At 74.4% G+C, this 16609-nt stretch carries 13 protein-coding genes; all 13 read right to left on the reverse strand.

Annotated elements, in window-relative coordinates; translation table 11 throughout:
- Positions 1-138 precede the first annotated feature (138 nt).
- Entirely contained in the window at positions 139-1536 is a 1398-nt protein-coding gene (gene der / locus ACN260_RS17995) for a ribosome biogenesis GTPase Der (RefSeq protein ID WP_422752227.1), read from the reverse strand.
- Positions 1533-2213, reverse strand: a complete 681-nt coding sequence (cmk, locus tag ACN260_RS18000; RefSeq protein WP_422752228.1) for a (d)CMP kinase — start codon at positions 2211-2213, stop codon at positions 1533-1535. The genes der and cmk overlap by 4 nt, the downstream gene beginning before the upstream one ends.
- Positions 2214-2404: 191 nt before the next feature.
- Entirely contained in the window at positions 2405-3175 is a 771-nt protein-coding gene (locus ACN260_RS18005; protein WP_204962026.1) for a pseudouridine synthase, read from the reverse strand.
- On the reverse strand, positions 3162-4172 hold the full coding sequence (gene scpB, locus ACN260_RS18010; protein WP_422752229.1) for an SMC-Scp complex subunit ScpB: 1011 nt from the start codon (positions 4170-4172) through the stop codon (positions 3162-3164). The genes ACN260_RS18005 and scpB overlap by 14 nt, the downstream gene beginning before the upstream one ends.
- Positions 4172-5143: a segregation and condensation protein A gene (locus ACN260_RS18015; RefSeq protein WP_422752230.1), complete on the reverse strand. Its 972-nt coding sequence runs from the start codon at positions 5141-5143 to the stop codon at positions 4172-4174. The genes scpB and ACN260_RS18015 overlap by 1 nt, the downstream gene beginning before the upstream one ends.
- 65 nt (positions 5144-5208) lie before the next feature.
- Positions 5209-6132 carry a ParA family protein gene (locus tag ACN260_RS18020; RefSeq protein WP_088644512.1) on the reverse strand — a complete coding sequence of 308 codons (924 nt, stop codon included), beginning with the start codon at positions 6130-6132 and terminating at the stop codon, positions 5209-5211.
- A 171-nt stretch (positions 6133-6303) separates the two neighbouring features.
- Complete coding sequence (locus ACN260_RS18025) at positions 6304-7329, reverse strand: site-specific tyrosine recombinase XerD (protein WP_422752231.1); 1026 nt, start codon at positions 7327-7329, stop codon at positions 6304-6306.
- 50 nt (positions 7330-7379) lie between these two features.
- A complete protein-coding gene (gene ald, locus ACN260_RS18030; protein ID WP_422752232.1) occupies positions 7380-8495 on the reverse strand; it encodes an alanine dehydrogenase in 1116 nt (371 codons plus the stop codon).
- Between the two features lie 341 nt (positions 8496-8836).
- Positions 8837-9442: an NUDIX domain-containing protein gene (locus tag ACN260_RS18035; protein WP_204962031.1), complete on the reverse strand. Its 606-nt coding sequence runs from the start codon at positions 9440-9442 to the stop codon at positions 8837-8839.
- Positions 9439-11220: a CTP synthase gene (locus ACN260_RS18040; RefSeq protein ID WP_422752233.1), complete on the reverse strand. Its 1782-nt coding sequence runs from the start codon at positions 11218-11220 to the stop codon at positions 9439-9441. Before ACN260_RS18040 ends, ACN260_RS18035 begins: the two co-directional genes overlap by 4 nt.
- Positions 11221-11345: 125 nt before the next feature.
- Complete coding sequence (locus tag ACN260_RS18045; protein ID WP_422752234.1) at positions 11346-13766, reverse strand: hypothetical protein; 2421 nt, start codon at positions 13764-13766, stop codon at positions 11346-11348.
- On the reverse strand, positions 13766-14941 hold the full coding sequence (locus ACN260_RS18050; protein WP_422752235.1) for a glycosyltransferase family 4 protein: 1176 nt from the start codon (positions 14939-14941) through the stop codon (positions 13766-13768). The genes ACN260_RS18045 and ACN260_RS18050 overlap by 1 nt, the downstream gene beginning before the upstream one ends.
- The gene (gene murJ / locus ACN260_RS18055) at positions 14938-16608 is read right to left on the reverse strand and encodes a murein biosynthesis integral membrane protein MurJ (RefSeq protein ID WP_422752236.1); all 1671 of its coding nucleotides are present in this window, start codon (positions 16606-16608) and stop codon (positions 14938-14940) included. Before murJ ends, ACN260_RS18050 begins: the two co-directional genes overlap by 4 nt.
- Position 16609: the final 1 nt, after the last annotated feature.

Genomic DNA, 16609 nt, shown 5'->3' on the forward strand with positions numbered 1-16609 from the left:
ACAGCTTAGCGCAGGATCTTCGCACCGCGCGCACAGCCCCCCGCCACGCCGGTGGGCACCGCCACCACCCCTAAGGCATCCTAGGAAAGAGGGCTGCCGTTCCCGAGGTGGGAGCGGCAGCCCTCGTCCGGTGACGGGTCAGCCGTGGGCCTTGCCCCGACCGCCGGGGCCGAGCTTCTTGCGGGGGCGTACCGAGATCTCCACCGGGCTGCCTTCGAAGCCGAACTCCTCGCGGAGCTTGCGCTCGACGAAACGCTGGTAGCCGGCGTCCAGGGGGGCGGTGGTGAACAGCACGAACCGCGGCGGGGAGACACCCGCCTGGGTGGCGAAGAGGATCTTCGGGGCCCGGCCGCCGCGCACCGGGTGCGGGGTGGCCTGCACCAGGGCGGTGAGCCACTGGTTGAGCTGCGCGGTGGGCACCCGGGTCTCCCAGCTCTCCAGCGCCTTGCGCAGCGCGGGGGCGAGCTTGTCGACGGCGCGACCGGTCTGCGCCGACAGATTGAGCCGGATCGCCCAGGGGATGCGGCGCAACTCCCGGTCGATCTCCTTGTCCAGGTAGTACCGGCGGTCGGCGTCGACCAGGTCCCACTTGTTGAAGGCGATCACCAGGGCCCGGCCGGCCTCGACGACCATGGTCAGGATCCGCTGGTCCTGCTCGCTGATCGGCTCGCTGGAGTCGAGCAGCACCACCGCCACCTCGGCCGCCTCGATCGCCCCGGCGGTGCGCAGGCTGGCGTAGTACTCGGTGCCGCTGGCCTTGCCGACCCGCTTGCGCAGCCCGGCGGTGTCGACCAGTTGCCAGGTCTCGCCACCGATCTCGACGAGGCTGTCCACCGGGTCGACGGTGGTGCCGGCGACCGAGTCGACGACCGCCCGTTCCTCACCGGAGAACCGGTTGAGCAGGCTGGACTTGCCGACGTTGGGCCGGCCGACCAGCGCAACCCGGCGGGGGCCGCGCGGCCGGTTCTCGACGATCTTAGGGGCCTCGGGCAGGGCGTCGAGGATGGCGTCGAGCAACTCCCCGGAGCCCCGGCCGTGCAGGGCCGAGACCGGGTGCGGCTCGCCGAGCCCCAGCGACCACAGCGAGGTGGCCTCCAGCTCGATGGCGCTGTTGTCGGTCTTGTTGGCCACCAGGATCACCGGCTTGGCGCTGCGCCGCAGCATCCGCACCGCGGCCTCGTCCACATCGGTCGAGCCGACCATCGCGTCGACCACGAAGATCACCACGTCGGCGGTGAGTACCGCCGTCTCGGCCTGCGCGGCGATCGCCGCCGCCCGGTCCTTCGCGTCCGGTTCCCAACCGCCGGTGTCCACCACCGTGAACGAGCGGCCGTTCCACTGCGCGTCGTAGGGCACCCGGTCCCGGGTCACCCCGGGGACGTCCTCGACGACCGCCTGCCGGCGGCCGATGATCCGGTTGACCAGCGTCGACTTGCCCACGTTGGGGCGGCCCACCACGGCCACCACCGGCTGCGGACCGGTCGGCTCGTCGACCTCGACATCCGGTTCGCGCAGCTCCACCCAGCCGTCGCTCATGCCACTCCCCGCTCGGTGAGCAGCTCACGCAGACGGTCGACGACCTCGTCGATGCCCAGCTCGGTGGTGTCCAGTTCGACGGCGTCGGCGGACTGCCGCAGCGGGTCGACCGTGCGGGTGGAGTCGAGCCGGTCCCGGCGGGCCAGATCCGCGGCGGTCGCCGCGACGTCGACGGCGTCCTCGGCACTGCGCCGCCGGGCCCGGGCCGCCTCGGAGGCGGTCAGGTAGACCTTCAGGTCGGCGTCGGGGGCGACCACGGCACCGATGTCCCGGCCCTCCACGACGATCCGGCCGGCGTGGGTGATCAGTTCCCGCTGCCGGGCCACGAGCAGCGCCCGCACCGCCGGGACGGCGGCCACCGCGGAGACCGCGCCGGTCACCTCGGGACCCCGGATCTCCCGGTCGACGTTCACCCCGTCAACGGTCACGGCGTACCCCTGGGGGTCGGTGCCGATGCGCAGCTCGACCTCCCCGGCGACCTTGCCCACCGCGGCGGCGTCGGCCAGGTCGACGCCGGAACGCAGCACCGCCCAGGTGATCGCCCGGTACATCGCACCGGTGTCCAGGTAGCGGGCACCGAGGCCGGCGGCGAGCCGCCGCGAGACGGTGGACTTACCCGAACCGGACGGCCCGTCCACAGCGACCACGCAGCGCCCGGCCCGTACGTTTTCCTCCACCGTTGTCCTCCTCAGCCCGTACCTCGCGGGTCGCCGGTGCTCCGGCGCCGTTGAGCGGTAGTCCATCGTCGTCAATCATGCCCGCGCCTCGCGGGTGGGTCGCACGCGCCACCGCCGGGGCGACCCGCGCCAGCCGGTGGCCCGTGGACCGCCGGAAAGCCTACCGGCAGCGGTACCCGGTACCGACGGGGTCAGTCACCCACGGCCTTGAACAGTGCGGCGACCTCCGCGTTGGTCAGCCGCCGGATCCGCCCGGTGCGCAGGTCACCGAGCTTGATCGGCCCGATCGAGGTACGCACCAGCCGGGACACCGGGTGCCCGACCTCGGCCAGCAGCCGCCTGACGATGTGCTTGCGTCCCTCGTGCAGGCTCAGCTCCACCTGGGCGGTTCGCCCCAGGGTGTCCACCACCTTGAACGAGTCGACCTTGACCGGCCCGTCCTCCAGCTCGACGCCGGCCAGCAGCCGCTTGCCGAGGTTACGCGGGATCGGCCCGGCCACCTCGGCCAGGTAGGTCTTGAGCACCTGGTACGACGGGTGCATCAGCTTGTGGGTCAGGGTGCCGTCGTTGGTGAGCAGCAGCAGGCCCTCGCTGTCGGCGTCGAGCCGCCCGACGTGGTAGACCCGCTGCTCGACCCGGTTGCCGATGAACTCGGCCAGCTCGTTGCGGCCCTTCTCGTCGGCCATCGTGGTGACCACCCCGCGCGGCTTGTTCATCGCCACGTACACCAGGCGGTTGTCGGCCTGCAGGCGTTCCCCGTCGACGTGGATCACGGCGGTGGCGGGATCGACCTTGTCCCCGAGCTGGGCGACCCGCCCGTTCACGGTCACCCGACGCCGGAAGATCAGATCCTCGCAGGCACGTCGGGAACCGACGCCGGCGGCGGCGAGCACCTTCTGGAGACGCTCGGCGCCCTCGTACACGGGGGCGTCGGGCTTGGGGGAACGGTTATCGCGTGGCATCGGCAAGCTCTTCTACGTCGTCGGGGAGGAACGGGGCTAGCGGGGGCAGGTCGGCGACCGAGTCCAGGCCCAGCTTCTCCAGGAACATCGTGGTGGTCCGGTAGAGGAACGCCCCACTGTCCGGTTCGGTGCCGCACTCCTCGACCAACCCCCGGGAGACCAGGGTACGGAGCACCCCGTCACAGTTGACACCCCGGATGGCCGACACCCGACCCCTGGTCACCGGCTGCTTGTAGGCGACCACCGCGAGTGTCTCCAGGGCGGCCTGGGTCAACCGGACCGACTGCCCGTCCAGCACGAACCGTTCCACGTACGTCGCGTATTCCGGCCTGGTGTACAGCCGCCACCCGCCGGCCGCCCGGCGCAGCTCGAACCCGTGCCCGGCGGCGGTGTAGCCGGCCGCGATGTCGTCGAGTACCGGCCCGATCCGCTCCGGTTTCTGTTCCAGCACCTGCGCCAGCACCAGTTCGCTGACCGGTTCGTCGACCACCAGCAGGATGGCCTCCAACGCGCCGCGCAGCTCCGCGTCGTCGAGTTCGGGTGCCGGCGGCGGGGCGGCAGTCGCCCGCCGTCGCCCGGCCGGCTGCCGCTTCGGTACGGTGCCCCGCTCCCCCGCCGCCTCCGGCCCGGTGTCGCTGCCAGCCGCCCCGCCGGCTGCGGTCACGGCGGCTGCGGTCACGGCGGCTGCGGTCACGTCCTCGTCGGGGGGTCCGGGTTCGGGTGTCCCGTCGGTAGCAGGCTCGGGACCGGCCGTCCCGGCGTCGGCGGTCTCGCCGTCGGCGGTCTCGCCGTCGGCTGTCTCGCCGTCGGCTGCGGGTGGTGCCGCCGCAGCGGGGAGTTCGTCGACGGTGTCCGTTGCCGACGGGACGGGAGCGTCCTCGGCCCCGGAGTCCGGCGCGCCGGGTGCGGGCTTGCGCTGCGGGGCGGGCCGCTCCCACGGGGGAATCCAGGCGGCGGCCTGGTCGGCCAGCGAGTCCCGGCGCTCCTCGTCGCTCATCAGTTCTCCTGCGCAGTCACCGGGCCGGGCGTGGCGGCGGCCGGGGTGTCGGTGGCGGGCCCGGCCGGGTCGGGGTCGGCGGGGCTGCCGGCGTACTCGTCGACGTGCAGTTCGGCACCGCCCTCGGCGGGGCCGGTCCAGCGCACCGTCAGCTCCTCCAGGGCCTCCTCCTGGACGAACGCGACCAGCCCCTCCCGGTACAGCTCCAGCAGGGCCAGGAAGCGGGCAACCACCTCCAGGGTGATCTCGCAGTCGGCGCAGAGCAGGGCGAAGGTGGCGACCCCGGCCCGGCGTAGCCGCTCGGCGATGACCGCCGCGTGTTCCCGCACGCTGACCCGGACCAGGTGCACGTGGGCGATGGACACCTCGGGCACCGGCTTCGGGCTCATCGCCCGCACGGCGAGCTTCAGCAGCCGTTCCGGGCCGATGCCGAGCACCAGGTCGGGCAGGGCCTCGGCGTAGCGGGGTTCCAGGGTGACCGCCCGCGGGTAGCGCCGACCGCCGACCGCCTCCAGCTCGGCGATGTGCGCCGCCGCCTCCTTGTACGCCTTGTACTGCAACAGCCGGGCGAAGAGCAGGTCCCGGGCCTCCAGCAGGGCGAGGTCCTCCTCGTCCTCCACCTCGGCCGACGGCAGCAGCCGGGCCGCCTTCAGGTCGAGCAGGGTCGCGGCGATGAGCAGGAACTCGCTGGTCTCGTCGAGGTCCCACTCGTCGCCCATGGCGCGGAGGTAGGAGATGAACTCGTCGGTGACGGTGTGCAACGCCACCTCGGTGACGTCCAGCTTGTGTTTGCTGATCAGTTGCAGCAGCAGGTCGAACGGGCCGGTGAAGTTCGCCAGCCGGACGGTGAAGCCGCTCTGCCCGGCCTGCGGCACCCCCGCCGGGTCGGTCGCCACGTCGGCGGCGACCTCGGCGGCCAGCACGGGCGGCTGCTGCGGGGTCGTCGGCGGGTCGAGCGGTGGCGCGGTCACCGGACGACCGTAGTCCACGTCCCGGACGTCGTCGCCGACCGGGACGCCCCGGCGTGCACCCCGGCCTACCGGTCGGCCTGGGCCGCGATCACCTCACGGGCCAACTGCCGGTAGTTGCGGGCCCCCGAGGAGGCCGGGTCGAGGGTGGTGATCGGCGCACCGGCCACCGTGGACTCGGGGAACTTGACCGTCTTGGTGATGACGGTCTGGTAGACCTTGTCGCCGAACGCCTCGACCACCCGTTGCAGCACCTGCCGGCAGTGGGTGGTGCGGCTGTCGTACATGGTGGCGAGGATGCCCTCGAGTTCCAGGTCGAAGTTGAGCCGCTCACGCACCTTGTCGATGGTGTCCAGCAGCAGCGCCACCCCGCGCAGGCTGAAGAACTCGCACTCCAGCGGGATGAGCACGCCGTGCGCGACGGTCAGCGCGTTGATCGCCAGCAGACCCAGCGAGGGCTGACAGTCGATCAGGATGTAGTCGTACTCCTTGCGGATGGTCCGCAGCACCCGGGCCAGGGCCATCTCCCGGGCGACCTCGTTGACCAGCTGTATCTCGGCGGCCGACAGGTCGATGTTGGCGGGCAGCAGGTGCAGGCCGGCCACGTCCGTCTTGATCAGGACGTCCTCGGCGATGACGTCGTCCTGCATGAGCAGGTTGTAGACGGACAGGTCGAGGTTGTGCGGGTTGACCCCGAGGCCCACTGACAGCGCACCCTGCGGGTCGAAGTCGACGAGCAGCACCTTACGGCCGTACTCGGCCAGCGCCGCGCCCAGGTTGATGGTGGTGGTGGTCTTGCCCACGCCACCCTTCTGGTTGGCCATCGCGATGATCCGCGCCGGGCCGTGCCGGTCGGTGGGCATCGGCTCGGGGATCGGCTTGCGCATCGTGTAGGCCGCCGGATCGGCCGGGCCCAGGTCGGCGCCGAGCGACGCCTGCTGCTCACGGAGCTCCGACGTCCAGGCGTCGGCACGGTCACCGTTGCCAGCCATGTCCTCGTTGCCCCCTCCCGACGACCACCCGGCGTCGGAACACTCCGACGTCCTTCGCAGCGCCGCTGCGCACCCCGGTTGTCGCCCAGGAGGTCCGCGCCGATGCCGACTCTACGCCACCGACGACCAGCGCGTTCGGCACCGGTCCGGCGTGTCGGGCATAGCGGCCGGTCAGCGGGCCGGCGGGGGGTCCCCGTCGCGGGCGCGGGGGTGCGTGGTGGCGTACACCTCGCGGAGCCGGTCCACGGTGACCAACGTGTACACCTGGGTGGTGGTGACCGAGGCGTGGCCGAGCAACTCCTGCACCACCCGGACGTCCGCGCCGCCGTCGAGCAGGTGGGTGGCGTAGCAGTGGCGCAGGGTGTGCGGGGAGACGGCGTGTGGCCCGTCCACCGGCAGTCCGGCCCGGCGGGCGGCCCGCCGCAGCACCGTCCACGCCCCCTGCCGGGTCAACGGCCCGCCCCGGGCGTTGACGAACACCGTCGGGGTGCCCCGCCCGGCGGCCACCAGCGCCGGCCGGGCCCGCACCAGGTAGGCGCGCAGCGCCTCGACGGCGTACCCGCCGATGGGCACCAGCCGGGTCCGGCCGCCCTTGCCGCGCAGCAGGGCGGTGCCCTCGTCGACGTCCAGGTCGTCGACGGCCGCGCCGACCGCCTCGGAGATCCGCGCGCCGGTGCCGTACAGGAACTCCAGCAGCGCCCGGTCGCGCAGCGCGAGCGCCGCCCCGTCGCCGGTGGCGGTGACCGGGCCGGCGGTCTCCAGCAGCCGGACCACGTCGTCGACCGGCAGCGCCCGGGGCAGCCGCCGGGCCGGGGTGGGCGGGCGCACGTCGCGGCTGGGGTCGTCGCCGGCCAGGCCCTCACGGACGGCGAACCGGTGCAGCCCGCGTACCGCGGACGCGGCCCGCGCGGCCGACGTCACCGCCAGCGGCGGATGGTCGTCGTCACCGGCGCGCAGCCGGGCCAGGTGCGCCTCGACCTGCCGGGCGTCAACAGCGGCCAGGTCGCGTACCCCGGCGGCGGCCAGGGTGTCCAGGTACCGCTCCAGGTCCCGCCGGTACGAGGTGAGGGTGTTGGTCGACAGTCCCCGCTCGACGGTGAGGTGGTCGAGGTAGCCGCGCACGGCCCGCCGCAGGGCCGGCGCGGGCTCCCCGCCCGCCCCGCCCCCGGCACCGCTCGCCCCCGGCACCGCGTCCACGGCCGCTTCGGGCGGGGCGTCGGGTGCCGGGGCGTGCGTCGTGGGCCCGGTCAGGCCAGCACCTCCTCCAGCGGAAGGGTGGCCATGCCGTGTGCCTCGGCGACCGGGCCGTAGACGACCCGACCGTCGTGGGTGTTCAGGCCCAGCGCCAGGGCCGGGTCGTGGCGCAACGCGTCGCGCCAGCCCTGGTTGGCGAGCTCCAGCGCGTACGGCAGGGTCACGTTGGTCAGCGCGTAGGTGCTGGTGTGCGGCACCGCGCCGGGCATGTTCGCCACGCAGTAGAAGATCGAGTCGTGCACCTGGTAGGTCGGCTCGGCGTGCGTGGTGGGGCGGGAGTCCTCGAAGCAGCCACCCTGGTCGATGGAGATGTCGACAAGCACGCTGCCCGGCTTCATCCGGGACACCAGCTCGTTGGAGATCAGCGTCGGGGCCTTCGCACCGGGGACGAGGACCGCGCCGATGACCAGGTCCGCGTCGAGCACCGCCCGTTCGATCTCGTACGCGTTGGAGGCGACCGTCTGCAGGTGGCCCCGGTAGATGGCGTCGGCCTGCCGCAGCCGGGCCACGTTCTTGTCCAGCAGCAGCACCTCGGCCTGCAGGCCCAGCGCGATCGCGGCGGCGTTCATCCCGGACACGCCCGCGCCGATGACCACGGTCTTCGCCGCGTACACCCCGGAGACGCCACCCATCAGGATGCCCCGCCCGCCGCCCTGCCGCTGCAGGTGGTACGCGCCGACCTGCGGGGCGAGCCGGCCGGCCACCTCGGACATCGGGGCGAGCAGCGGCAGCGACCGGTCGGGCAGCTCGACGGTCTCGTAGGCGATGCCGGTGACCTGCCGGTCGACCAGCGCGTCGGTGCACTCCTTGGACGCGGCCAGGTGCAGGTAGGTGAAGAGCACCTGCCCGGCGCGCATCCGGTGGTACTCCTCGGCGATCGGCTCCTTGACCTTCAGAACCAGCTCGGCGGTGTCCCACACCTCGTCGGCGGTGCCGAGGATGGTGGCCCCGGCGGCGGCGAACTCGTCGTCGGTGAGGCTGGACCCGACACCGGCGCCGGCCTCGACGAAGACCTGGTGACCGTGGCGGACGAACTCGTTGACGCCCGCGGGCGTGATCGCCACGCGGTACTCGTGGTTCTTGACCTCGCGGGGGATTCCGACCTTCACGTGAGACACCTTCCTCCGGGGTGCCGCACCCCGGACTGCGCGGTGCCCCGCCGGCCCCGTTGCCGACGCGGTCCACCGTTCCCGCCGGCGGCAGTCTAGGCGTGCCGCCGGCCCCCGACGGGCGGCACAGTGACAACCGGTGCCCGGTGCGCCTGACGGTGTGTCAGGCATACCGCGCGGGCCTGCCGTTCGGCGTCACACCCATCGTCGCACCGCGTGGCCCCGACCGCCGGACGGGAAACGCTCCCGCAACGACGTCGTGACGCACCGGGCCGGCCGGGACGGGCGAACGACGCAGGGGCCGCGCGGCGTACCGCGGCGGCCCCTGTCGGCGTACGGATTCAGCGGTGCAGCGGGGTGTCGGCGCGGCGCAGCACCGACCAGCCGGCGTCGCGGGCCCGCGCGGCGGCCAGCAGCCCGGCCACGCACGGACCGTTGGTGATCTCCCCGGCCAGCGCCATACCGACCGCCTCGTCCAGGTCGATCCGGACGACCTGCAGGTCGGCCTCCTCGTCGTGCCGCTCGTGCCGCTGCCCGACGGGCACCTCGGCCAACTCCCGGGCGAGGAACACCCGGACCACCTCGTCGGAGAACCCCGGCGAGGTGTGCACGTCGACCAGCAGGTCCCACCGGGCGGCGGTCAGGTCGGCCTCCTCGGCCAACTCCCGGGCGGCGGCCACCGGCAGGTCCTCACCGGCGACGTCCATCAGCCCGGCGGGCAGCTCCCACAGGTGCCGGCCGACCGGCTGCCGGTACTGCCGCACCAGCACCACCTGACCGGCATCGTCGAGGGCGACCACGGCGACCGCGCCGACGTGCCGGGCGTAGTCGCGGGTGGCGGTGCCCCCACCGGGCATGGTCACCTCGTCGGTGACCACCGTGAAGATCCGCCCGGCGTACCGCTGCACCCGGGAGCGCAGCTCGTACCGGTGCTCGACGGCGCTCACGACGCGGACGACGCCGTCGCCTGCGCGCCGTTGCGGGACGCGTTCTTCGCCGCCGCCTGCGCCTTCCTCGCCGTCTCGGGCGTCGCCGCCCCGGGGGCCGGGTCGAGGTCCACCGGCAACTGGTCGGCCTGCGAGTACGCCACGGCCGCCTTGACGAACCCGGCGAACAGCGGGTGCGGGCGGGTCGGGCGGCTCTTCAGCTCCGGGTGCGCCTGGGTGGCCACGAAGAACGGGTGCAGACTGCGGTCCAACTCCACGAACTCGACCAGCCGGCCGTCCGGGGAGGTACCGGAGATGTGCAGGCCCGCCCTGGTGAGCTGGTCCCGGTAGGCGTTGTTCACCTCGTAGCGGTGCCGGTGCCGCTCGCTGATCTCGGTGGCCCCGTACGCCTCGGCCACGATCGACCCCTCGGCCAGCGTCGCCGGATACGCCCCCAGCCGCATGGTGCCGCCGAGGTCACCCCGGCCGGCGACGATGTCCTCCTGGTCGGCCATGGTGGCGATGACCGGGTGCTTGGCGTCCTCGTCGAACTCCAGGGAGTTCGCCGCGTCGAGGCCGGCCAGGTGGCGGGCGACCTCGATGGTCATGCACTGCAGGCCGAGGCAGAGCCCGAGCAGCGGCACCCCGTTCTCCCTGGCGTACCGGGCGGTGCCGATCTTGCCCTCGATGCCGCGCACGCCGAACCCGCCGGGGATGACGATGCCGTCCACGCCGGACAGGGCCGCCGCCGCGCCGGCCGGGGTGACGCAGTCGTCGCTGGGCACCCAGCGCAGCTGCACCCGGGCCCGGTGGCCGAACCCGGCGGCCCGGATCGCCTCGCTGACCGACAGGTAGGCATCCGGCAGGTCGACGTACTTGCCGACGACCGCCACGGTGACCGTGTGGTGCGGCTGGTGCACCCGCTCCAGCAGGTCGTCCCAGCGGGTCCAGTCGACGTCCCGGAAGGACAGGCCGAGCCGGCGCACCACGTACGCGTCGAGCCCCTCGCGGTGCAGCACCTTGGGGATGTCGTAGATGCTCGGCGCGTCCGGGGCGGCGACGACCGCCTCGGCGTCCACGTCGCAGTAGAGGGACAGCTTCTGCTTCAGTTTCTCCGGGATCTCCCGGTCGCAGCGCAGCACGATCGCGTCGGGCTGGATGCCGATGTTGCGCAGTTGCGCCACCGAGTGCTGGGTCGGCTTGGTCTTCAACTCCCCCGACGGGGCGAGGTAGGGCACCAGCGACACGTGCAGGTAGAAGCAGTTGTCCCGGCCCAGGTCGTGGCGCACCTGCCGGATCGCCTCCAGGAACGGCAGCGACTCGATGTCGCCGACGGTGCCGCCGACCTCGGTGATCACCACGTCGGGGATCTGGCCGTCGGCGTCCGGGTCGGCCATACCGACGATGCGGGCCTTGATCTCGTTGGTGATGTGCGGGATGACCTGGACGGTGTCGCCCAGGTACTCGCCGCGCCGCTCCTTGGCGATCACGTCGGAGTAGATCTGGCCGGTGGTGACGTTGGCCTTGCCGGAGAGGTCCCGGTCGAGGAACCGCTCGTAGTGCCCGACGTCGAGGTCGGTCTCCGCGCCGTCCTCGGTGATGAACACCTCGCCGTGCTGGAACGGGTTCATCGTCCCGGGGTCGACGTTGAGGTAGGGGTCGAGCTTCTGCATGACCACCCGCAGCCCGCGTGCGGTGAGCAGATTGCCGAGGCTGGAGGCGGTGAGGCCCTTACCGAGCGAGGAGGCGACGCCCCCGGTGACGAAGATGTGCCGGGTCGTGCGTGCTGATGGGGCCAAGGCCTGCTCCCGTGTCGTCCGTAGCGGTCGTGCGAACCGCCGTGCCGATCAAGTGATCACGCGATCCACGGGATTCCACGGTAACACCTCTCCCGGGGCCACCTGGCGTCGCATCCGACCTCGGGCTATCCGGCCCCGACGTCGGGCCGGCCGCCCGCCGCCCCGGTCGCGGTCGACACCACCGGCGTGGCGGTCCGCGCCACCGGCACCCGCGATGCGCTGCGGCCAGCCGGCCGGGCCCCGGCGTCCGGGGCGTCGGCGCCGCCGTCGACCGGCCCGTCCGTCCCGCCACCGTCGCAGGCCGCCGCGGTGTCGGTGCCGTCGGACGCCGCCGCGGCGTCGGTGCCGTCGCCCGCGCGGGCCGACCCACCGTCGTCGGGTCGACCGCCGGAGGGGGTGCCGCCGGACGGACCACCACCCGGGCCGACCGGACGGGGATTGCCGGTGCCCGGCTGGGTACGGTCGGTGGAGTGGTCCAGCACCCGCAGCGAGGCCAGCGCCGCCATCGGCACCACCAGCGCCCCGGCCGCCCCGGCCACGTCCAGCGCGGCACCACCGAGCAGCCCGGCGATCACCGAGGCCAGGGCCGTGCCGGCGAACGCCGCCCGGATCGCCGGGTAGATGCCGAACAGCCGCATCAGCCCACCCCAGGGTTGCAGCAGCGCGAACCACACCAGCAGCACCCCGACCACCGCCAGCACCGTCAACGGGCTGTTCACCAGGGTCTGGAAGTTGGCCGTGCTGGACCGGTGCACGGTCAACCCGCCGGTGCCCTCACCCAGGGCGGTCAGGAACCGGCCCAACGCCCCCCGCTCCTCCACCGGGCGGCGCAGGTCCACCACCGCGAACCCGATGGTCAACGCCAACCCGGCCATGGTCGCCCAGACCAGCCGGCTGACCGTCAACCAGCCGCCGGTGCTGATCGCGGCGGCCACCGCCACCCCGGCGGTCAACGCGATCGCCCCGATCGAGTCGGCCCCCAGGTAGGGGCTGCCGACCACCACCACGGCCAGCCCGCCGACCGCCACCACCACCATCGGCCGCCACTGCCGGCGGACCCGCTGCGCCAGCCAGCCGGCGCTCAGCAGCGAACCGGCGAGGAACACCCCCAGGCCCACGGTGCCGAGGCCGGAGAACCGGCCCCCCTCCAGGGCCGAGTAGCCGACCACCCCGTTGAGCTGCAACCGGGCGCCACTGAGCACGTCCGCGCCGACCACCAGGGTGGCCAGGCCGGCGACCGCGCCGAGCGGACCGAGGGTGCGGTCGTGGCCGGGGGTGAACCGGACCAGGGCCGTCGCGCCGACGATCAAGGCGACCGTCACCACTGCGAAGTACGCCCCCGCGTGGTCGCCCCGCCACCACGGCACCGCGTCGGCGAGCAGCGCCGCGGGCACCGCCAACGCGACGGCGATCAGCAGCAGCTCCACGGCCGCCACGATCCGCGGCGACACCGGCGGCGGGCTGTGCGGGCCGGCCAGCCGCCGCGCCCGACGCAGCAACGGCAGCACCGCGACCGCCAGGATGATCTGGGCGGCGGCGAGCAGCCCGAAGAACCAGCCGGCCACGGCCCGCTGGGCGGCGGCCTCCCGGTCGGCGTCGGCCGGGGCGGCGATGGCAGCGGCCAGGTCGTCCGGGCGACCGTCGACCTTGACTGCCGGGCGGCCCAGGAACAGCCGCTCGGGCAGCGGGCGGCCCAGCGCGGTCAACGCCGTCGGCGCCAGGTCGACCAGTTGCAGGTAGCCCTCCCGGCCGGTGCTGGCGGAGGTGAGCCAGCCGTTCTCCCAGCCCGGACCGTCGGCGACGACCACGTGCAGCCGGGCCGGCGCTTCCGTGTCGGACACCCCGGCGACCAGCACCAGCGACCGCGGCGGTCGGGCCGCCAGCACCTTCGCCAACGCCTCGTCGGCCCGCCGGGCGTCGGCCCGCCGGTCGGCCGGGTCGGTGCCGCTGACCGTGCCCAGGTCGACGATGCTCAGCACACATGAGCCGAGCAGCCCGGACGGGTCGGCCGGCAGCGCCGGGGCGTACCGGTCGACGCGGCCGAAGGGGCGGGCGGCGGCGACGGCGGCTCCGGGGCCGACCGCCACCGAGCAGCGCACCGACTCCGACAGCGAACCGGGCACCGTGCCCCACGGCTGCCGGTCGGCGTTGTAGGCGACCACCCGCTCCTGGTCGGGCAGGTTCGCGCCGATCCCGTCGGGTTGCTCCACGGTCACCGAGGCCGGCGGGCACCCGCCCGGCCGGCGGCTGCCGTTCCAGCCGGCGTAGCTGCCCGCGCCGAGGGTGAGCCAGCCGTCCACCGGGCACGTCGGGCGGTGCGCGGAACGGGTCGACAGCGAACCGATGGAACCCTGCTGGGCCATCCGCCACAGCGTCGGGGTGCTCTGCGGATCGACGTCCGACCAGCGCAACCCCGCCACCCCGGCCAGCACCACGTAGTCGGCGCTGCGCCGGGGTGGGCTGCTGTCGGGGCGGGCGGCCAGGGCGGTGACCCCGAGCGCCACCACGACCAGGGTGAGCAGGACCGGGGTGAATCGGCGCAGCATCAGGCGCGTCCCGTCGAGGGGGTGTCGGTGCCAGGGGTGGACGCCCCGGCGCGGCCGGCCGGGTCGGCGTCCAGCTCGGTGTAGAGGGCCCGCAAGGCGGCGACGGTGTCGGCCTCGGTGGGCCAGGTGGCGGCCCGGGTGGCACCCCGCTTCGCCAGGTCGGCACGCAGGCTCGGGTCGTCCAGCAGCGACCGGACGGCCGCGTCGACCGCGTCCACGTCACCGGGCGGGACCAGCAGCGCGCCGTCGCCGACCAGCTCGGGCAGCCCACCGACGGCGGTCGCCACCAGCGGTACGCCGGCCCGCAGCGCCTCCTGGGCGAACAGTTGCCGCGCCTCCCAGTCGCTGGTCACCACCGCCAGGTCGGCCCCGGCGAGCAGGTCCGCCACGTCGGTACGGTGCCCGAGCAGCGTCACCGGGGCGCGGGCGGCGGAGATCCGGGCGGCCAACGGCAGGTAGGCGGGGCCGCTGCCGGCGATCACCACCACCGGCGGTGGGGTGCGGGTACGCCACCTGGCGGCGGCGTCGACGAGCACGTCGTAGCGTTTCTGCGGGTGCAGCCGGCCGACGGAGAGCACCAGCGGCTGTCCGGCGGCGACACCGAACTCGGCGCGTACGGCGGTGCGGCGGCGACGCGGGGCGGGCAGTGCCGGGGCGGCGACCGGGGCGAGCCGGGCGTCGGTGGCGCCCAGCGCGGCGGCCCGCTGCACCAGGTCGGTGGAGGCGCCCAGGGCCACCCGGGCGGACCGGGCGACGACCCGTTCGGCGAGCCGGGACAGCCGCCCGCGCAACCCGCCGGCGAGCACCGCGTTGTGCCAGGTGACCACGAGCGGCGACTCGGGCCGGGCGAGCGCGGCGACCAGCCCGGCGCGCAGCCCGTGGGCGTGCAGCACCCGCACCCGCTGGCCGGCCAGCGCCCGGCGCAGCGCGGTGACCGCGCGGGCGTCGGCGGGGGTGGGGTTGGCCGAGATCTCCACCGGGGTGAAGCGGGCCCCGGTGGCGGTGAAGTCGAACTGCTCGGCGGTGGCGGCCGGGCCGCAGACCAGCACCGGCTGGCCGGCCTCGACGAGCCCACGCGCCACCGACCGGACGTGCTGGCCCACCCCGCCGGTGCTGGAGGCGAGCAGCAGCACCACCGTGCCCCGGGCGTCGGGGGCGGACGTCGCGTCGGTCATGGGGAGAGGGTCTCCTTCCCGTCACCGGCGTCGCGCGCAACGCCGTCCTGCGGGTCACCCGCCGGTCGCCGGCCGCCCAGCCGACGTCGCACGCCGGTGAGCAGCGGCCCGACGTCCCGCCGGTCCACCAGCCAGGCGACGGCGAGGAACAGCGCGCCGACCACGGCCCCGGACAGCATGCCCTGCACGAGTGCCCCGGCTGTCGTCGGGGTGCCGCCGCCGGCGGCCAGCCGGGCGGTGAGCCCACCGGCCGGGGCGGCGACCAGCGCCGCCAGCAGGCCGGCGGTGGCGGCCCGACCGGCACCGGCCAGTGCCGCCGGCCCGGCACTGCGGCGTACGGCGACGACCAGCAGCGCCCCGAGCAGCAGCATGCCGACGGAGTTGGCCAGGGTGACGGCCAGCACCCGGTCGGCGCGCGGCACCAGCGCCGAAAGCGGGAGCGCGACCAGCGGCACCACCAGCCATCCGGTGGTGATGGCGGCGGTGGCGGCCCGGGTGGCGCCCCGGGCGTAGAGGGCCCGCGACAGCACCGCGAACAGGCCGTAGCCGACGAGGCCGGGGGCGAACCCGGCGATCGCGGCGGCGGTCGGCTCCGCGCCGAGCGGGAAGAACCGGCCGACCGGTTCGGCGGTGCCGATCAGCGCCGCCGCGCCGAGGAAGCCGAACAGCAGCACCCCCCGGGTGGTCGAGGCGACGGTGGTGCGGTAGCCGTCGTCGTCGCCGGTCGCGGCGGCGGCCGACAGGCCCGGGTACGCGGCGACCGCCAGCGGCACCGCCAGCACCGCCCAGGGCAGCAGGTAGATGGTCTGGGCGAGGTTGTACACCTGCGGGGAGCCGGTCGGGCCGCCGGAGACCCGGTTGAGGATGACCACCAGGGCGAGTTGCTGGGCGGTGACGGTGACCGCCCCGGCGACGGCGAGCCCACCGACACGGGCCCGCGCGTCGGCGGGGAACGTGTAGCCGGGCCGCCAGGTCAGCCCGAGCCGACGCAGCGGGACCAGCAGCGACAACGACAGCACCACCACCCCGAGGGTGGTGCCGCCGGAGAGGATCAGCTCACCGGCCCGGCTCACCTGCGCGATGCTCGCGTCCCGCCCCTGGGTGGCACCGAAGACCACGTAGACCACCACGACGGTGAGGCTGGACAGCAGCGGCGCGACGACCGGCCAGGCGAACCGGCGGTGTGCCTGGAGCACCCCGGTGAGCACGATCCCGATGCCGTAGAGGGGTAGTTGCGGGGCGAACACCCGAAGCATCCGCGCCCCGGCGGCCACCTCCGCCGGGGACCGTCCGTCGGAGATCGCCGCCACGATCGGGTCGGCGAGCACCGCCACCAGCGCCGCCAGCGGCACCAGCAGGGTCACCGTCCAGGTCAGCAGCGCCCCGGTGGTCGCGGCCACCGCCCGCCGGTCGCCGGCCGCGACCGGCCCGGCCAGCAGCGGTACGACGAGACTGGCCAGCGCCCCACCGGCCACGATCTCGAAGATGATGTTCGGCACGGTGTTGGCGATGACGTACATGCCGCCGAGGTCGCTGTCCTCGACGACCCAGGTGAACACCGCGGTCCGGCCGAACCCGGCGAGCCGGGCCAGGACGGTGAGCACGGCGATGAGGGCGGCGGCGCCGGCCACCCGACCGGTGCCGGCGAGGGGGGCCGGTCTGGTCACG

This window comes from Micromonospora sp. WMMD708, from assembly GCF_049315245.1.
In the GTDB taxonomy this organism is placed as follows: Bacteria; Actinomycetota; Actinomycetes; order Mycobacteriales; family Micromonosporaceae; genus Micromonospora; species Micromonospora wenchangensis.

Excerpts from the sequence above, each read along its gene's own strand:
- der (WP_422752227.1), bottom strand. The coding sequence starts at position 1,536 with ATGAGCGACGGCTGGGTGGAGCTGCGCGAACCGGATGTCGAGGTCGAC.
- ACN260_RS18005 (WP_204962026.1), bottom strand. The coding sequence starts at position 3,175 with ATGCCACGCGATAACCGTTCCCCCAAGCCCGACGCCCCCGTGTACGAG.
- scpB (WP_422752229.1), bottom strand. The coding sequence starts at position 4,172 with ATGAGCGACGAGGAGCGCCGGGACTCGCTGGCCGACCAGGCCGCCGCC.
- ACN260_RS18020 (WP_088644512.1), bottom strand. The coding sequence starts at position 6,132 with ATGGCTGGCAACGGTGACCGTGCCGACGCCTGGACGTCGGAGCTCCGT.
- ACN260_RS18045 (WP_422752234.1), bottom strand. The coding sequence starts at position 13,766 with ATGCTGCGCCGATTCACCCCGGTCCTGCTCACCCTGGTCGTGGTGGCG.
- ACN260_RS18050 (WP_422752235.1), bottom strand. The coding sequence starts at position 14,941 with ATGACCGACGCGACGTCCGCCCCCGACGCCCGGGGCACGGTGGTGCTG.